Raw genomic sequence first — 16,764 nt, 5'->3', positions numbered from 1 at the left:
AGCGTTGATAATCCTGTAAGATTTCAGAAAGGATGTAATTAATCGAGATTATACTCAAAGACGTTCATTATCTAAAGCATCGAATTAAAATAACCTTCGCGATTAGATAATAGGCATTAGAAGAATATATAACTCATGATAATCGCGTCTTCTTTACCATTCGATGTTGGGTAATAATCATGACGACGCGTCACTTCATTAAAGCCTTCAGATTCATACAATGAAATGGCTTTTGCATTACTTTTACGTACTTCTAGCCATGCAGACTCTGCTTTTTGTTCCATGCACATATCAATAAAAAATTCAGTTAATTTACGACCAAACCCTTTCCCTTGATACGCAGGATCAACAGCAACATTAAGTAATGTGACTTCTCCAACGACATTCTGAGCATAAAAATACCCGACGACCTTTCCCTCGACCAACATCACTCGGTGTTGAGCACAGCGACTTTCTAAATCGCGGATCATAGATTCAGCCCAAGAGTGTGAATGAGCAGTTTGCTCAATACGCCAAATATCATCTAAATGAGATTCGGTTATCAATTGAATATTAATTGTCATAAGAACAAATTTGTCGCCATAGGTCGCGTCGTAATTGAGTATTTGTATGCATTTCAGATAAAAGAGGAGAATTCAGTATCTGAACTCCTTCCAATTCAGTAACAGGCACACCAGAGAACCAACACCAATTTAAATGGTGTTCAGCCACATACTCTAACGACTCGGAAGAAAGAAATAACGCCTGTTCAGGTTTCAGCTTCATACTCGCAAGTACTTTGCCAAATAAATAAGCATCACGCTCTGTAGGAATTGATTCAGCAATAAAAAGTAACTGACACGTTTCAGGTAATGAAATAGTGCTTGTTTCTAATGTAGGAAAATATTCAGCGTGGCGGATCTGCCAAACAGAAATATCCATCTCATTCAAAAACTGTAACGCTTGTTTTGGCATGTCAATTTACCCTTAGCTTTGAGGCAAAGAATTTTAACAACATTCTAGAGATGATGCCACTTGAAGCGTCTTAAAAAGTAAACACCTCATCATTTTTACCTTTACCTGACTTTCAATAAACTACAATTGGATAATGTGCCGCTCTATTTTTATACGAGGTCTATCATTATGAAGAAACAATTGCTGACGACCGCAGGGATTTGCTCGGCAATAGCCATCGTTATATTTGTCATTTTACTTAATACCATAGCGGTAAACACAGCATATGCAAAAGGTAACGATGAATGGATTCTAATTGGTGAAAACGTAATTAATTTAAAAACTGAAACCGATAAAATAAAACCTATCGCATTAATCAAAAAAGACCACAATTAATTGTTTTAAGCTAAGAGAATTTAACTGGCGTAGTATAAGAAAGGAAAATGTAGCTCTGTGGGAACGTAAATAATGATACCAAACATGACGTTAATCACTTTTAACGCTTTCACACCTTGAATATTCACGAAACTGATAATACCATAAATATTCACAATAGAAATACAAGAGGTTAACATATGAATATGAAGAAACAGCTTATTTTAAGCTCAGGCTTATTCTCTTTATTATCAGTACTCACCCTAGGTTTCTTAGTTAGTATTTCATAAACCATTAATGCTCTCTATGTTATTTTTAACATAAATAGAGAGCATCTACTTTCTACAAATCGTTAAATTCAGGGCAATATTCAATTAAGCCTGAACGATCGGCTAAAAACTCAGCATCACACGCTTTTACCATAAAAGCACCTTCTGGCACTTCCCATTGGCATGACATGTTATATTTTTCAGCCGCTTCAAAACCAAAACGCTGATAATAAGCCGGATCGCCTAAAACGACACACACCGGATAACCAAGTTCTGTTAGTGTTTCAAACGCTTCTTTCATCATTGCCGTCGCAACACCTTGCTTTTGATATTCTTTTTTAACACACAGTGGCGCTAATCCTTGCCAAGCGATGTCTTCACCATTAATCGTCACAGGGCTAAATAAACAATGACCAATCAACTCTCCGTCATCATTACAAGCAACCAATGATAAGGTTAAGTGACTGTTTTCACGTAAAGACATCACAAGTTTAGCTTCAGCAGTAGTATCAAAAACTGATTTTACTAATAGATCAATAGTAAGAATATCAGCGGGTGCTTCAGTTCTAATAAGCATTAAGGCTCTCTTTTACTTCAATCTTTTGCAAACCTTGTTGTACAAAATTTGCCAAAGTCATTAATGCTTGGTTTAAAGGTTTAGGCAGTGAATCAAGATCAACACTGTCCATTAAGTTTTTCACTTCAAGACCAAGCTCTGTATCACCTTCAATTTTTAGGCGACGTTGAAAAAATAGAGTATCTGGATCTTCTTTACGGCCAGCAATTAAAATAAGATCATTTAATTCACCGCTAAAGCTCACATCATCAACTTCTATTTTGTCCGAGACTATCAGTTTTTCATCTTGATAACTGATAAACCACTGCAATTCGAGATCAAGAATCGAAACTTTCAACCATTTATCTTCAAGAAACTCAAAATCACCGTCTTCAAGCGCTTCATGAAAGACTTGTTTCAAACCTTCGAGTAAGATCTTCTTCTGCACCGATACTGGTACAACCTTCGCCGGTACTTTTAAGACAGAGGCCGCATTTTCTACTAACGTTGAACGAATTTTATTAAACACTCTCAATTTCCATCACATTTGGTCGATAACTGTAGGTCAGTATAAATTGATTGATTGAGTTCTAACCTGTTTCGCATCAAAAAAACCACTTATTGCGAATAGAGGTGGATAATAGGGTTTCATTCAATGTATATTTTATCGTCCAAATTATTAATAGCTAAAATACCAATGAATCTGGTCGTAATTTGTCTTATTTACTAAAGCGGTAACCACTATGTCTCTTGCTCAAATACAACATTGGCTTCCTTTACTAACAGACAATAGCCCCTTCTTGTTTGCCATTCTGGATTCAGACCATAAATACGTTACGGTGAATAACCGATATAGTGAGATAAGTGGATTAAATCGAGAATCACTCTGTGGTCGAACTGATCCTGAAATTTTAGGTGAGCATTTCTATTCTTCATTAAAATCCTACTATGACCGAGCATTCAATGGCGAAAAAATAGAAGCTGAAATCACCTTAAATGATCATCGCTTTGAAACCAGTCTTCATTTTAGTTTATTTCCAATAGAGCAAGATGGTAATACTTATATTGTATTCCATGCTGTCGATACATCAGAACGACAGCTCTTACTTAATTCATTAGAAGAGAGTGAGTCAAAATATCGTAAGTTAACCGAGCTTCTCACTGATGCGATTTTCTTATTAGAAGGCGACATCATCGTTTCTGCCAATACCGCATCAGCCACAATATTAGGGTTTAATAAACCATCAGAGTTTATTGGTGAAAGCATTGAACAATTATTCAGTTCACCATCAAAAACTAAATCGTTATCTGAATTAATTACTGCTCTTCCTTCTGAGCAACAGCTCGTTGTTCGAAGCTCTGCTAATTGTGCAACTCGTGCTGAATTGAGTTTAAGTGTAGAAAAGACGCATGTTCTTGGTAGTACCGCTCATCTGGTTATCCTTAAAAATAAAAAACCAACAGAAAAAAATGTAACCATTTGCTCACCTCAAGTTGATCTTTTAACTGGGATTTATAACCGCCACGGTTTTACTCATGTTATTGAAAAAATGATCAAAGAAGACATTCCATTTTTCATGCTCTATCTTGATATTGATATTGATATTGATAATTTTAAAAACATTAATGACTCTTTAGGCCACCACATTGGTGATAGAGTACTAAAAGAGATATCGACTCGCTTACAAAAACTGCTACCAAAACATGCCGTAGTTGGGCATTTAGGCGGCGATGAATTTGGCATTATCTTTCCGAAACCAGAACACAATCAAATCCTTGACCAACTTGCTGAAAAGATCATTAACTTAATAAACCAACCATTTGATTTAGTACACTTTTCAAAACGATTAGCTTGCTCTATTGGCAGTGTTCAATACCCTGTAGATGGAACAGATGCCCGCAGTTTGCTACAAAATGCAGATACTGCGATGTACGAAGCAAAAGATCGTGGTCGTAATCGTTTGATCAAATTCCATGATCAAATGAATAAAGAAGCAAGAATGCGTCTATGGTTAGAAATCGAATTACAAAAAGCACTGCAAAATAATGGACTCGAAGTGTGGTACCAACCAAAAGTAAGTGCCCGTGATTTCAGAATTAATGGTGCAGAAGCCCTCGTTCGTTGGAAACATCCGGTTGAAGGTTACATTAGCCCCGCTCGATTTATTCCTGTCGCAGAACGCTCAGGTTTAATAGAAACTCTCGGCAAAGTGGTTATGCGTGAGGTTTTCCAAACGGTAAAAGAATGGGGTAACCAAGGTATTTTACCCGGTCGTATTGCTATCAATTTATCTCCAGCACAATTTGGTAATCCACAACTCATTGAGTATATGGAAAGATTACTAAAAACGACCCAAGTCGATCCTAATTGCATTACCTTGGAATTAACAGAAAGTGCCGTAATGAGTGATGGTGAACATGCGATTCAGATGCTCGATGCCATTAAAAAACTGGGATTTACACTGTCGATAGATGATTTTGGAACGGGCTATTCTTCCCTTGCTTACTTAGCAAGATTCCCTGTCGATGAATTAAAAATCGACCGTGGTTTCATTAGTGAAATTGATACACTACCAAAACAAATTACCATTATTGAAAACGTGATTAATCTCGGAAAAAACTTAAATATGGATATTATTGCTGAGGGAGTAGAAACAAGACAACAAGCAATGCTACTGTCCAGTTTAAATTGTGATTCGATACAAGGCTTCCATTTCTATAAGCCTCAGCCAAAACAAGAGATTGAAGCGCTATTAGTACAGAACAAACGCGCATCATCCTAGCAAATATCTCAACTTGATACCTAGAGAGAAACCACCACTTCCTAGGTATTACAGCCCCCTACTTCCAAGTTAAACAACAAATCACGACACTTAGTCCATTCCATTACCAAGTCTTTATTTTAAGGACAAAACAACAAAAAACCTGCCTTACATCAAGTTCCTTATTTTTCTTATCTCTATCATAGAGCATCAGATTTTTGTAACTAGGTATTCTCATGGAACTCCTCTGCCCAGCTGGTAATTTACCTGCATTAAAAACCGCCATTGATTGTGGTGCTGATGCTGTTTATATCGGCTTTAAAGACGATACAAACGCACGCCATTTTGCTGGTTTAAATTTCACAGGTAAAAAGCTTGAGAAAGCAGTGCAATATGTTCACGATAATAATAAGCATATTCATGTCGCGCTAAATACTTTTGCGCACCCAGACGGCTTCAATCGCTGGACAAAAGCGGTAGATAATGCAGCCGCAATGGGCATTGATGCACTTATCATTTCAGACATTGGTGTTTTAGAATATGCAGCTAATACTTACCCAGAATTAGAGCTGCATTTATCTGTTCAAGCCTCTGCAACAAACGTTGCTGCCATCGATTTCTATAAAAAGAATTTCAATATTAAACGCGTTGTCTTACCCCGCGTATTATCGATTCATCAAGTGAAGCAATTATCACGTAACTTAACCTCAGACGTAGATCTTGAGGTTTTTGCTTTTGGTAGTTTATGCATAATGTCTGAAGGGCGTTGTTATCTCTCTTCTTATATGACCGGTGAATCACCAAATACCGTGGGTGCTTGCTCCCCTGCAAAATACGTTCGCTGGCAAGAAACAGAAAACGGATTAGAATCACGATTGAATAATATTCTGATCGATCGTTATGGTGAAGGTGAAAACGCAGGCTATCCAACGTTGTGTAAAGGCCGCTTTGATGTTCAAGGAAAAACATTTCACGCATTAGAGGAGCCAACCAGTTTAAATACCCTATCTTTGGTTCCTGAGTTATTTTCAGCCAACGTCGCGTCAGTAAAAATTGAAGGTCGCCAACGCAGCCCTGCTTATGTTGAACAAGTAACTCGTACATGGCGTGCAGCTATTGATCGCTATAAAGCAAATCCTGAAGGTTATTCTGTTGAACCTCAATGGGATGCAACATTAGCGAATGTATCAGAAGGCACACAAACTACCCTTGGTGCTTACCATAAGAAATGGCAGTAGGAGAAAATAATGAAATATGCACTTGGTCCACTGCTGTATTTTTGGTCTAAAGATAATATAGAACAATTTTATCAACAAGCTTCAAATAGCCAAGCTGATATTATCTATTTAGGTGAAAGTGTTTGCTCTAAACGAAGAGAAATAAAACCTAAAGACTGGTTTTCAATAGCCAAGGATCTATCAAGTTCAGGTAAACAAGTTGTGCTGTCAACGATGGCTCTTTTAGAAGCGCCAAGCGAAGTCAATGCGATGAAAAAGTACATTGATAATGGCGATTTTATTATTGAAGCTAATGATGTGTCAGCAATTCAACTTGCCTCAGAAAGTAAGGTTCCATTTGTTGTTGGCCCTGCGGTTAACTGCTATAACGCCCAAACATTGAACTTATTCTTAAAGCAAGGTATGACTCGTTGGTGTATGCCTGTAGAGCTTTCACGTGAATGGCTCAACAATGTGCTAATACAATGTGATGAGTTAGGTATTAAAGGAAAGTTTGAAACTGAAGTGTTCAGTTATGGTTATCTTCCTTTGGCCTATTCTGCTCGATGCTTCACCGCAAGAGCCGAGAACAAACCAAAAGATGAATGTGAAACCTGTTGTATCAAATACCCAAACGGTATCACTGTAAATAGTCAAGAAGGTCAAGAAGTATTCACTCTTAATGGCATTCAAACTCAATCAGGTTATTGCTATAACTTAATTAATGATCTACCAAGCATGATTGATCTCGTTGATGTCGTCAGATTGAGTCCATTGAGCGTAGATACGTTTGATGAAATAAATAAATTCAAACTCAACGAAAAAGGGATTGAAAAGTATCAACTAAACGATTCCCGCCATTGCAATGGTTATTGGCATAATATTGCAGGGCTTGCTGTTCAAATGTAGCAGTGAGTTTTCGCTATAAATAAAAAGCCCTTACCTTTTAAAATAAGGGCTTTTTATATTATGAACCACTAAATAATCTATATTATTTAGTAGTCGCTTCCTTCTTTAATTCTTCTTTTTCTACACTGTCTTGCTCTGGGCTATTCTGCTTTTCTTTCACTTCTAACGCTTGCTGTTCTTTCTGTTTTTGTTCTTGTAATTCACGCAGCGTTTTAAAAATATTACCCAGTTCAATGAAAGAGTAACGATGTTCTACAAATTCATACACATTATTTGACATAGCTAACTTGTATAATGCAATCGCAGTAGGGTAATCCCCTTCATACTGATAACGCTTACCAAGGTAAAAGTACCCTTCTGTTAGTTTCTGAGCAAGTGCGGTATTATTTCGAGTCGTCGTTAAGATTTTTTGAAAGAAAGCATCATCCGATGTTTCTTTTAAAATAACACCCGCTAAATCCCAACCAAAATCTTCATCTGTTCTTTCTTGGTACTGTATTTTAAATGCTTCTGTTGCGGCTGTTGCATCCACATTTAAACCAATCCAATATAACCAAATAGCACGGTACGGATCACTTTGTGCATCATTATAGTGTTTTTTTGCTATCTCATAAGCTTGGTCATAACGCTCACCATAATAAAGGGCAATCGCTAAATTTCGTTCTGCAAATTGATTCGATGGATCTAATTCTAAGGCAGAATCGAAGGCTTCATAAGCACCATCAAAATCGGTATTTTGCGTGTAGTAAACACCCAAAATATTAAATACATCACTCTGATCTGGTTTTAAATTTAAAGACTGAGTAAAGTCCACTCGCGCTAAGTCACGTAGTCCTAAACTGTCATTTATTAACCCACGATCATAAAACATTTTTGCACGAGTTACGTCGTCAATATCAGTGCGTAATAATAATTGATTAAGTCGAGAAAGTTGAATCTCTTGCTGAATACTCGGTTGTAAAGGCACTGCCATTGGCGGGTACATCCAACTTGAAGAATCCTTTGTTGATGCACATCCTGATAATATTAAGACGGCACTGACTAGCGTAATTCGAATCCAATTCACTCATTATCTCCTACAATAAATCTATTTTTAGTCGCCCTGATGCAAAAAAAAGGGAGCATCTCTGCTCCCTTTATAACACGCTTTACATCAAAAGACTGTAATCAATCAGATTATTCTGCGTCTTTTACTTCAGTTGCAGCAACAGGGTTTAGCTCTGCAGTTGCTTCTTTAATACTTAGACGAATACGGCCTTGACGGTCTATTTCTAGTACTTTAGTTTGAACTTCTTGACCAACTTGTAGATGATCTGCCACTTTCTCAATACGCTCTTCAGCAATTTGAGAAATATGAACTAGACCTTCTTTAGGACCAAGAACCGTTACGAATGCACCGAAATCAACGATGCGCATAACTTTACCTGGGTAGATTTTACCCACTTCAACTTCAGCAGTAATTTCTTCGATACGACGGATAGCTTCTTTCGCAGCAGCACCTTCAGTCGCAGCGATTTTGATTGTGCCATCGTCTTCGATTTCGATAGTTGTACCCGTTTCTTCACAAAGAGCACGGATAACCGCGCCACCTTTACCGATAACATCTTTGATCTTATCAGAGCTGATTTTCATTGTGTGGATACGTGGAGCGTATTGTGAGATATCTTCACGAGCGCCTGAGATTGCTTCATCCATTACTGTAAGGATATGCTTACGCGCACCTTGTGCCTGGTTAAGAGCGATCTGCATGATCTCTTTAGTGATACCTTCAATTTTGATGTCCATTTGAAGTGCAGTAATACCAGCGTTAGTACCTGCAACTTTAAAGTCCATGTCACCTAGGTGATCTTCGTCGCCAAGGATGTCAGAAAGAACAACGAAATCGTCGCCTTCTTTAACAAGACCCATAGCGATACCAGCAACAGACGCTTTAATTGGAACACCAGCATCCATAAGCGCTAGAGATGTACCACATACAGAAGCCATTGAAGATGAACCGTTAGATTCAGTGATTTCCGATACGACACGTACTGTGTATGGGAATTCTTCAACAGAAGGCATAACTGCTGCGATACCGCGTTTAGCCAGTTTACCGTGGCCGATTTCACGACGCTTAGGTGAACCAACAAAGCCAGTTTCACCAACACAGTATGGAGGAAAGTTGTAGTGTAGAAGGAAGTGATCTTTCTTCTCACCCATTAAGCTATCGATGATTTGAGCATCACGTTGTGTACCAAGCGTTGCAGTAACAAGTGCTTGAGTTTCACCACGAGTAAATAGAGCTGAACCGTGAGTACGAGGAAGAACACCAGTACGTACGTCTAGCGCACGAACCATGTCTTTTTCACGGCCATCGATACGTGGGTGACCAGCAATAATACGGCTACGTACTACGTTTTTCTCTAGAGCGCCAAGCATACCGCGGATTTCACGTTCGTCTAGTGCTTCATTTTGAACTAGAAGTGCTGCAACAACTTCACTTTTGATTGCGCCAACTTGCTCGTAACGCGCCATTTTTTCAGTAATTTGGTACGCTTCAGAAAGACGAGTTTCTGCAAGTTCAGCAACTTGTGCTTTAAGCTCTGCGTTTACTACTGGTGCTTCCCAGTTCCAAGACGGCGTTGCAACTTCAGCAGCAAACTCGTTGATTGCTTTGATTACTACTTGTTGTTGGTCATGACCAAATACAACAGCAGAAAGCATTTCTTCTTCAGATAGGTTATCTGCTTCAGATTCAACCATTAGTACAGCAGCTTCTGTACCAGACACAACTAGGTCTAGTTTAGAGTTTGCAAGCTCAGTGTTTGATGGGTTAAGAACAAGCTCACCGTTGATATGACCAACACGTGCAGCACCGATAGGACCATTAAATGGAACACCAGCAATAGAAAGTGCCGCAGACGTTGCGATCATAGTGATCATGTCTGGGTTTACGTCAGGGTTGATAGAAACAACCGTAGCGATAACTTGAACTTCGTTTTTAAACGCACTTGGGAAAAGTGGACGAATTGGACGGTCAATTAGACGAGCCGTTAGTGTTTCGCCTTCAGAAGGACGGCCTTCACGCTTAAAGAAACCACCTGGGATTTTACCAGCAGCGTAAGTACGCTCTTGGTAGTTAACGGTTAGTGGGAAGAAATCTTGACCCGCTACTGCTTCTTTCTTAGCAACAACAGAAACGAATACTGATGTATCGTCCATGCTTGCCATTACTGCTGCAGTTGCTTGACGTGCCATTACGCCCGTCTCTAGTGTTACGGTGTGGTTACCGTACTGGAATGATTTTACGACTGGTTTCTCGAACATTTTTTTTCCTTTGGCCTCAATACACATATATTTCTATCTGCGACTAAAACACTTTACGTAGATGGTTCAACATATTACCAGTCGCGACTAGTACAAATTTACTTAATAAAAGATAACTTGTAATAGTCGCGACCTAGTGGCCGACTTCGGTGACTGTAATACGATGAATAAGATTATATTGTCAAAGCGCACACTGCGATTTCAACGGCCACAGTATACCCCAATTAGGGCAATATGCGAGTTTCAGAATTGAAAAAGGGGAATTGCAGGCATAAAAAAAAGAGCGATAAACGCTCCTTTTTTCAAACTGTCTTTACAGACATCGCAAATTAGCGACGTAGGCCTAGACGTTTGATTAGATCTTGGTAACGAGTACTGTTTTTACCTTTAAGGTAATCAAGAAGCTTACGACGGCTTGAAACCATACGTAATAGACCACGACGGCTGTGGTGATCGTGCTTGTGATTAGCAAAGTGACCTTGAAGGTGGTTAATAGAAGCAGTAAGTAGTGCTACTTGTACTTCTGGTGAACCTGTATCGTTTTCACATTGTGCGTATTCTGCAACGATTGCTGCTTTAGTTTCTGCATTCAGAGACATAAATCTCTCCTGAGTAAGAGTGTTTAATATTTGCAGCAGCCAATCTCTGATTCAGCCACTACGCGAAGAGCGAATTATACGGATGAACAATAATAAAGCAATAAAAAAGAGTAAAAACACCAAGGCCTTTACTCTTTCTTAATTATATTGCTTCAATGCGACTTATTTGTCTTCTTCGATTTCATCTCTAAATACAACTAAACGCTTTGGTGCAACTCGACCATCATCATCAATATGACCAATACCAATAAATAAACGTTCTTCACCAGATGTCATGCGAACAATGCCATCTTGTGGAGCGCCAAATACTTGAACTGGCTGACCATGTAAAACATGATCGGCTAATTCTGTGATCATATTTACTTCAGGTAAATCTTGTACCGCGGAATCCATAGGCATTAATAGAGGATCAAGTAATTCACGAGGTGAAATCTCTTCACGATGTGCTTTCTCTAATAATGCTTCAAGGTGTTCAATCGTCACCATATTTTCATATGGGTAATTTGACACCCCAGTGCGGCGTAAATACGTTACGTGAGCACCACAACCCAACATTTCGCCAAGATCATCCGTTATTGTTCGAATGTAAGTGCCTTTTGAACAATGCACTTCCATTTCAACTTCATGACCTTCAAAACGGATTAATTCAATTGAATAAACCGTAATTTTTCGAGACTTACGAGGAACTTCAATGCCTTCACGTGCGTATTCATACAAAGGGCGACCTTCATGTTTTAACGCAGAAAACATTGATGGAATTTGATCGGTTGTTCCACGAAACTTGGCAATGCAACGTTCAAGCTGACCACGGTCAACTTTTACTTCACGAGTTTCAACCACTTCACCATCAGAGTCAGATGTATTTGTGCGTTCACCTAATTTAGCAACCACACGATAACGCTTGTCTGAATCCAATAAGAACTGAGAAAACTTCGTCGCTTCACCAAAACAAAGAGGCAGCATACCGGTAGCAAGAGGATCAAGCGCACCAGTATGGCCCGCTTTCTCTGCAAAGTAGATGCGTTTTACTTTTTGCAATGTATCGTTCGACGTAATTCCTGCCGGTTTATCAATTAAGATAACACCATCTATAGGACGACCCTTACGACGACGAGCCATTACTCTTCCCCTTCGTCAGATTCAGTACGACCTGATTCTGCCATTTTACGCTTATCTGTATTCACAACATCTGACACTAGGTTAGACATGCGCATACCTTCAACTAAAGTGTTGTCGTAAGTAAAACGTACTTCAGGCGTTAAACGGTGACGAATACGTTTACCAAGCATCATTCGAACAGGTACTTCGTGTTCTTTCAATGCCGCTAGACATGTTTCAGGCGTTTGCTCACCAACACAGAAAAAAGTAACGAATACTTTTGCGTAAGCAAGATCACGAGATACTTCAACATCTGAAATAGTCACCATACCGATGCGTGAATCACGAACTTCACGTTGTAGAATTACGGCTAATTCTTTTTGTAGCTGTTGCGACACACGTTGTGCGCGGCTAAATTCTTTTGACATATCATTTCTCACTTAGAAAGATGGGGGGCGTGGTAATTACCAGCCCCCCATGGTGTATTTAACAACCGATTACCCTATTATTTTTATTTAATAATAGGTGTAATTATAGTCAATTAATCAAGAGTACGTTGAATCTCAACAATTTCGAATACTTCGATTTGGTCACCAACGCGAACATCATTGTAGTTCTTAACGCCGATACCACATTCGTAGCCATTCTTAACTTCTGGCATGTCATCTTTAAAGCGACGTAGTGATTCTAGTTCACCTTCGTAAATTACGATATTGTCACGTAATACACGGATTGGGTTGTTACGCTTAATCGTACCTTCAGTAACCATACAACCAGCAACAGCACCAATCTTAGGAGATTTGAATACTTCACGTACTTGTGCAAGACCAATGATTTCTTGACGGAATTCAGGAGCAAGCATACCGCCCATCGCTTGTTTAACTTCGTCAATCAATTGGTAAATGATTGAGTAGTAACGAAGATCTAGGTTTTCATTTTCGATTGTACGACGTGCACTTGTATCAGCACGTACGTTGAAGCCTAAAAGAATCGCATTTGAAGCCGCTGCAAGAGTTGCATCAGTTTCAGTAATACCACCAACACCAGAACCTACGATGTTAACTTTAACTTCGTCAGTTGATAGTTTACGTAATGAATCAGCAATCGCTTCAACAGAACCTTGAACGTCCGCTTTAAGTACAACGTTACATTCAGCAACTTCACCAGCTTCCATGTTTGCAAACATGTTTTCTAGTTTTGCTTTTTGTTGACGAGCAAGTTTCACATCACGGAATTTACCTTGACGGTAGTTCGCAACTTCACGAGCTTTACGCTCATCACGAACAACAGTCGCTTCATCACCTGATGCTGGAACGCCTGAAAGACCAAGAATCTCAACAGGAATTGATGGACCAGCACTGTCGATGTCTTTACCGTTTTCATCACGCATAGCACGAACACGGCCATACTCTTGACCACAAAGAACGATGTCACCCTTGTGTAAAGTACCTGATTGAACAAGAACAGTAGCAACTGGACCACGACCTTTATCAAGACGAGATTCAACAACAACACCTGATGCCATACCTTCTTTAACTGCAGTTAATTCAAGTACTTCAGATTGAAGAAGGATAGCTTCTAGAAGACCTTCAATGTTAGTGCCTTGCTTAGCAGAGATGTGAACAAACATGTTCTCACCGCCCCACTCCTCAGGAATAATGTCATATTGAGCAAGCTCATTTTTAACGTTATCTGGGTTAGCGCCTTCTTTATCGATTTTGTTTACAGCAACAATCAGAGGTACGCCAGCCGCTTTTGCGTGTTGGATAGCTTCGATTGTTTGTGGCATAACACCATCATCTGCAGCAACAACAAGAACAACGATATCCGTCGCTTGAGCACCACGAGCACGCATTGCAGTAAAGGCTGCGTGTCCAGGAGTATCAAGGAAAGTGATCATACCGTTGTCAGTTTCAACGTGGTATGCACCGATGTGTTGTGTGATACCACCAGCTTCAGCGTCAGCAACGTGTGCACGACGAATGTAATCCAGTGTAGATGTTTTACCGTGGTCTACGTGACCCATGATAGTAACAACTGGAGCACGGCCTTCAACCGTTGCGCTGTTATCACGATCAGACAGTACCGCTTCTTCTAATTCGTTTTCTTTACGAAGAACCACTTTATGACCCATTTCTTCAGCAACTAATGCTGCAGTTTCTTGGTCAATAACTTGGTTGATAGTCGCCATAGCGCCCATCTTCATCATAACTTTAATTACTTCAGTTGCTTTAACTGACATTTTGTTTGCAAGTTCAGAAACAATAATTGTTTCACCAATCGCAACATCTTGCTTAGCAACAGTCGCTGACTTATCAAAGCCATGTTGCATAGAGGTTGGTTTGTTAACTTGAGGTTTTCTGTTACGTCCGCCACGTTGGTTGCGACCACCGCGTTCTACTGGCGCCGCTTTCGCTTTTTTCTTACGACGACGTGGCTGTTGCTCATCTTTACGGTCAGCTGCATCTTCAGCTTCACGAGCGTGAGTTGACGTTGTTACATGATAATCAGCCGTTTTTTCAGCAGCTGTTTTCTTTTGTTCTTCTTCTTTCCAACGGCCTTCGTTTTCTTCAGCCAGTTTACGTGCATCTTCAACTAGTTTTGCAGCTTCTGCTTCTGCTTTACGAGTCGCTTCTGTTTCCTGACGAAGTTTCAATTCATCAGCTTCTGTTTTTGCTTGATCATTTTTAGTAGTCATTTCTTTTTTAGCCTTTTCAGTCTTAGTGCGTTTCGCTGTTTGTTCTGCGTCACGCTTTACTTTGACTTCTGCTTCTGCTTCACGTTTAGCTTTTTCTTCCGCTTCACGTTTAGCCTTTTGTTCAAGTTCGCGAACGGCAGCTTCCTCTGCGTCACGTTTGGCCTTGTCTCCAGCCTCTACTTTCATTTGCTCAGTTTTTTTCTCTTCTTCAAGCGTGCTCGCTTTTACATAAGTACGTTTTTTACGCACTTCTACTTGCACATCTTTACTTTTACCGCCAGAACCAGCAACACTTAACGTGCTACGAGTTTTGCGTTGAAGAGTGAGACGGGTTGGTGAAGCACTTTCATCAGCGCTACCATGCTCTTTTTTTAGATGAATAAGCAATGATTGCTTTTCACCTTCAGAAACAGAGTCTCCATCTTTTTTATTAATACCAGCATCTGAAAATTGCTGAAGTAAGCGGTCAACTGGAGTTCCAATGTCTTCACTAAGTGCTTTTACCGTAAGCTTTGTCATACCGCTTCTCCTTGCTGAAATAATTATGCTTCGTCGCTAAACCAACAAATATTACGTGCAGCCATGATTAACTCACCAGCACGTTCTTCTGTTAAGTCTTCAATATCAGACAACTCATCAACACCTTGGTCTGCAAGATCTTCAAGTGTAATTACACCTTTAGCTGCAAATTTAAATGCCAATTCACGCTCTAGACCTTCAAGAGCAAGTAAGTCTTCTGCTGGTTCAATACCATCAAGAGACTCTTCTTGTGCTAGTGCGAGAGTTGTTAATGCTTCTTTAGCGCGAGTACGAAGAAGATCCACTGTTTCTTCGTCTAAAGCTTCCACTTCTAATAGTTCGTTTACTGGTACGTAAGCGATCTCTTCAAGCGTAGTGAAACCTTCTTCAACTAATAGTTGAGCAAAATCTGCATCAATGTCTAAATGCTTAACAAATGCATCAATAGAACCTTGAGCTTCTTCTTGGTGCTTCTTATTAAGGTCAGCAACAGTCATTACGTTAAGTTCCCAACCAGTCAGTTGAGACGCTAGACGTACATTTTGACCACTACGGCCAATTGCTTGTGCTAGATTATCAGCTTCAACAGCAATATCCATCGTATTGTTGTCTTCATCTACAATAATAGAAGCCACTTCTGCTGGAGCCATAGAGTTGATAACAAACTGTGCAGGATTATCATCCCAAAGCACGATATCAATACGTTCGCCACCAAGATCATTTGATACAGCTTGAACACGAGCGCCACGCATACCAACACACGCACCAACAGGATCAATACGTTTATCGTTTGTTTTCACAGCGATTTTAGCACGAGAACCAGGATCACGAGCAGCGGCTTTAATTTCAATCAGTTCTTCACCGATTTCAGGCACTTCAACGCGGAACAATTCAGTTAACATTACGCCTTTTGAGCGAGTCATGAATAACTGGAAACCGCGAGCTTCTGGTTTAACTGCATATAGCAGACCACGAACACGGTCACCTGGACGGAAATTTTCACGTGGAAGTTGATCTTCACGTAAAATAACCGCTTCAGCGTTGCTACCTAGATCAACGATAATTGCATCGCGGTTTACTTTTTTAACGATACCAGTGATTAACTCACCTTCGTTATCAATAAACTGCTCAACGATCATCGCACGCTCAGCTTCACGTACTTTTTGTACGATAACTTGCTTCGCTGTTTGTGTCGTAATACGGTCAAACGTTACTGATTCGATATCATCTTCAATAAAACCACCGATTTCGATTGTTTCATCTTCAAATTGTGCCGCTTCAATAGATATTTCTAATGTAGGGTGCTCAACTTGAGCAACCGCAACCCAACGACGGAAAGTTTCAACTGCACCTGTTTTGCGATCAATCGCTACACGTACTTCAATTTCCAGCGCAGATTTTTTCTTTGTTGCTGTTGCTAATGCGATTTCTAATGCTTCAAAAATTCGTTCACGAGGAACAGCTTTTTCATTTGATACTGCTTCTACAACAGCTAAGATTTCTTTGTTCATTTTAGCCTCTTC

General features: G+C 39.7%; 15 protein-coding genes. 4 read left to right on the top strand and 11 right to left on the bottom strand.

The window, feature by feature from the left end; translation table 11 throughout:
* Nucleotides 1–116: 116 nt before the first annotated feature.
* Nucleotides 117–563, bottom strand: coding sequence for a ribosomal protein S18-alanine N-acetyltransferase (gene rimI / locus VSAL_RS03435; RefSeq protein ID WP_012549420.1), 447 nt, complete (start codon nucleotides 561–563; stop codon nucleotides 117–119).
* Nucleotides 553–954, bottom strand: a complete 402-nt coding sequence (locus VSAL_RS03430; RefSeq protein WP_012549419.1) for a DNA polymerase III subunit psi — start codon at nucleotides 952–954, stop codon at nucleotides 553–555. Before VSAL_RS03430 ends, rimI begins: the two co-directional genes overlap by 11 nt.
* A 168-nt stretch (nucleotides 955–1,122) precedes the next feature.
* Between VSAL_RS03430 and VSAL_RS03425 the strand changes: the two genes are divergently transcribed.
* Nucleotides 1,123–1,329: a hypothetical protein gene (locus VSAL_RS03425; protein ID WP_044583184.1), complete on the top strand. Its 207-nt coding sequence runs from the start codon at nucleotides 1,123–1,125 to the stop codon at nucleotides 1,327–1,329.
* 321 nt (nucleotides 1,330–1,650) lie between these two features.
* On the opposite strand, the gene VSAL_RS03420 is transcribed toward VSAL_RS03425, so the two are convergent.
* Nucleotides 1,651–2,154 (bottom strand): GNAT family N-acetyltransferase, encoded by a 504-nt coding sequence (locus tag VSAL_RS03420; protein WP_012549416.1) that lies wholly within the window; start codon nucleotides 2,152–2,154, stop codon nucleotides 1,651–1,653.
* Nucleotides 2,144–2,662, bottom strand: a complete 519-nt coding sequence (ubiT, locus tag VSAL_RS03415) for a ubiquinone anaerobic biosynthesis accessory factor UbiT (RefSeq protein ID WP_012549415.1) — start codon at nucleotides 2,660–2,662, stop codon at nucleotides 2,144–2,146. The genes VSAL_RS03420 and ubiT overlap by 11 nt, the downstream gene beginning before the upstream one ends.
* Before the next feature lie 214 nt (nucleotides 2,663–2,876).
* Here ubiT and VSAL_RS03410 point away from each other — a divergent pair, with 214 nt between their 5' ends.
* The 3 genes from VSAL_RS03410 to VSAL_RS03400 all read left to right on the top strand — a co-directional run bounded on the left by VSAL_RS03410 (nucleotide 2,877) and on the right by VSAL_RS03400 (nucleotide 7,021).
* Nucleotides 2,877–4,916, top strand: a complete 2,040-nt coding sequence (locus tag VSAL_RS03410) for a sensor domain-containing protein (RefSeq protein WP_012549414.1) — start codon at nucleotides 2,877–2,879, stop codon at nucleotides 4,914–4,916.
* A gap of 215 nt (nucleotides 4,917–5,131) precedes the next feature.
* The gene (ubiU, locus tag VSAL_RS03405) at nucleotides 5,132–6,133 is read left to right on the top strand and encodes a ubiquinone anaerobic biosynthesis protein UbiU (protein WP_012549413.1); all 1,002 of its coding nucleotides are present in this window, start codon (nucleotides 5,132–5,134) and stop codon (nucleotides 6,131–6,133) included.
* A gap of 9 nt (nucleotides 6,134–6,142) precedes the next feature.
* On the top strand, nucleotides 6,143–7,021 hold the full coding sequence (locus tag VSAL_RS03400; protein ID WP_012549412.1) for a U32 family peptidase: 879 nt from the start codon (nucleotides 6,143–6,145) through the stop codon (nucleotides 7,019–7,021).
* Between the two features lie 82 nt (nucleotides 7,022–7,103).
* Here the strand turns inward: VSAL_RS03400 and nlpI are convergent, their stop codons facing one another.
* From nlpI to nusA, 7 genes are all read right to left on the bottom strand, one after another.
* Complete coding sequence (gene nlpI / locus VSAL_RS03395) at nucleotides 7,104–8,087, bottom strand: lipoprotein NlpI (RefSeq protein WP_012549411.1); 984 nt, start codon at nucleotides 8,085–8,087, stop codon at nucleotides 7,104–7,106.
* 110 nt (nucleotides 8,088–8,197) lie between these two features.
* On the bottom strand, nucleotides 8,198–10,327 hold the full coding sequence (gene pnp / locus VSAL_RS03390; protein WP_044583183.1) for a polyribonucleotide nucleotidyltransferase: 2,130 nt from the start codon (nucleotides 10,325–10,327) through the stop codon (nucleotides 8,198–8,200).
* Between the two features lie 329 nt (nucleotides 10,328–10,656).
* A complete protein-coding gene (rpsO, locus tag VSAL_RS03385; RefSeq protein ID WP_012549409.1) occupies nucleotides 10,657–10,926 on the bottom strand; it encodes a 30S ribosomal protein S15 in 270 nt (89 codons plus the stop codon).
* 162 nt (nucleotides 10,927–11,088) lie between these two features.
* Entirely contained in the window at nucleotides 11,089–12,045 is a 957-nt protein-coding gene (gene truB / locus VSAL_RS03380; protein WP_012549408.1) for a tRNA pseudouridine(55) synthase TruB, read from the bottom strand.
* Nucleotides 12,045–12,452, bottom strand: a complete 408-nt coding sequence (gene rbfA, locus VSAL_RS03375) for a 30S ribosome-binding factor RbfA (protein ID WP_012549407.1) — start codon at nucleotides 12,450–12,452, stop codon at nucleotides 12,045–12,047. The genes truB and rbfA overlap by 1 nt, the downstream gene beginning before the upstream one ends.
* A gap of 113 nt (nucleotides 12,453–12,565) precedes the next feature.
* Entirely contained in the window at nucleotides 12,566–15,241 is a 2,676-nt protein-coding gene (gene infB, locus VSAL_RS03370) for a translation initiation factor IF-2 (protein ID WP_012549406.1), read from the bottom strand.
* A gap of 23 nt (nucleotides 15,242–15,264) precedes the next feature.
* A complete protein-coding gene (gene nusA / locus VSAL_RS03365; protein WP_012549405.1) occupies nucleotides 15,265–16,752 on the bottom strand; it encodes a transcription termination factor NusA in 1,488 nt (495 codons plus the stop codon).
* Between the last annotated feature and the right edge of the window lie 12 nt (nucleotides 16,753–16,764).

The sequence above is a fragment of the Aliivibrio salmonicida LFI1238 genome, from assembly GCF_000196495.1.
GTDB lineage: Bacteria > Pseudomonadota > Gammaproteobacteria > Enterobacterales > Vibrionaceae > Aliivibrio > Aliivibrio salmonicida.
Note: the sequence above shows the minus strand (reverse complement) of the source record. Positions and strands in the feature narration are given on the sequence as shown.

Bases quoted from the DNA above. Each gene is read 5' to 3' on its own strand.
- rimI (WP_012549420.1), bottom strand. From the start codon at position 563: ATGACAATTAATATTCAATTGATAACCGAATCTCATTTAGATGATATT.
- VSAL_RS03430 (WP_012549419.1), bottom strand. From the start codon at position 954: ATGCCAAAACAAGCGTTACAGTTTTTGAATGAGATGGATATTTCTGTT.
- VSAL_RS03425 (WP_044583184.1), top strand. From the start codon at position 1,123: ATGAAGAAACAATTGCTGACGACCGCAGGGATTTGCTCGGCAATAGCC.
- VSAL_RS03420 (WP_012549416.1), bottom strand. From the start codon at position 2,154: ATGCTTATTAGAACTGAAGCACCCGCTGATATTCTTACTATTGATCTA.
- VSAL_RS03410 (WP_012549414.1), top strand. From the start codon at position 2,877: ATGTCTCTTGCTCAAATACAACATTGGCTTCCTTTACTAACAGACAAT.
- ubiU (WP_012549413.1), top strand. From the start codon at position 5,132: ATGGAACTCCTCTGCCCAGCTGGTAATTTACCTGCATTAAAAACCGCC.
- VSAL_RS03400 (WP_012549412.1), top strand. From the start codon at position 6,143: ATGAAATATGCACTTGGTCCACTGCTGTATTTTTGGTCTAAAGATAAT.
- pnp (WP_044583183.1), bottom strand. From the start codon at position 10,327: ATGTTCGAGAAACCAGTCGTAAAATCATTCCAGTACGGTAACCACACC.
- rpsO (WP_012549409.1), bottom strand. From the start codon at position 10,926: ATGTCTCTGAATGCAGAAACTAAAGCAGCAATCGTTGCAGAATACGCA.
- truB (WP_012549408.1), bottom strand. From the start codon at position 12,045: ATGGCTCGTCGTCGTAAGGGTCGTCCTATAGATGGTGTTATCTTAATT.
- rbfA (WP_012549407.1), bottom strand. From the start codon at position 12,452: ATGTCAAAAGAATTTAGCCGCGCACAACGTGTGTCGCAACAGCTACAA.
- infB (WP_012549406.1), bottom strand. From the start codon at position 15,241: ATGACAAAGCTTACGGTAAAAGCACTTAGTGAAGACATTGGAACTCCA.
- nusA (WP_012549405.1), bottom strand. From the start codon at position 16,752: ATGAACAAAGAAATCTTAGCTGTTGTAGAAGCAGTATCAAATGAAAAA.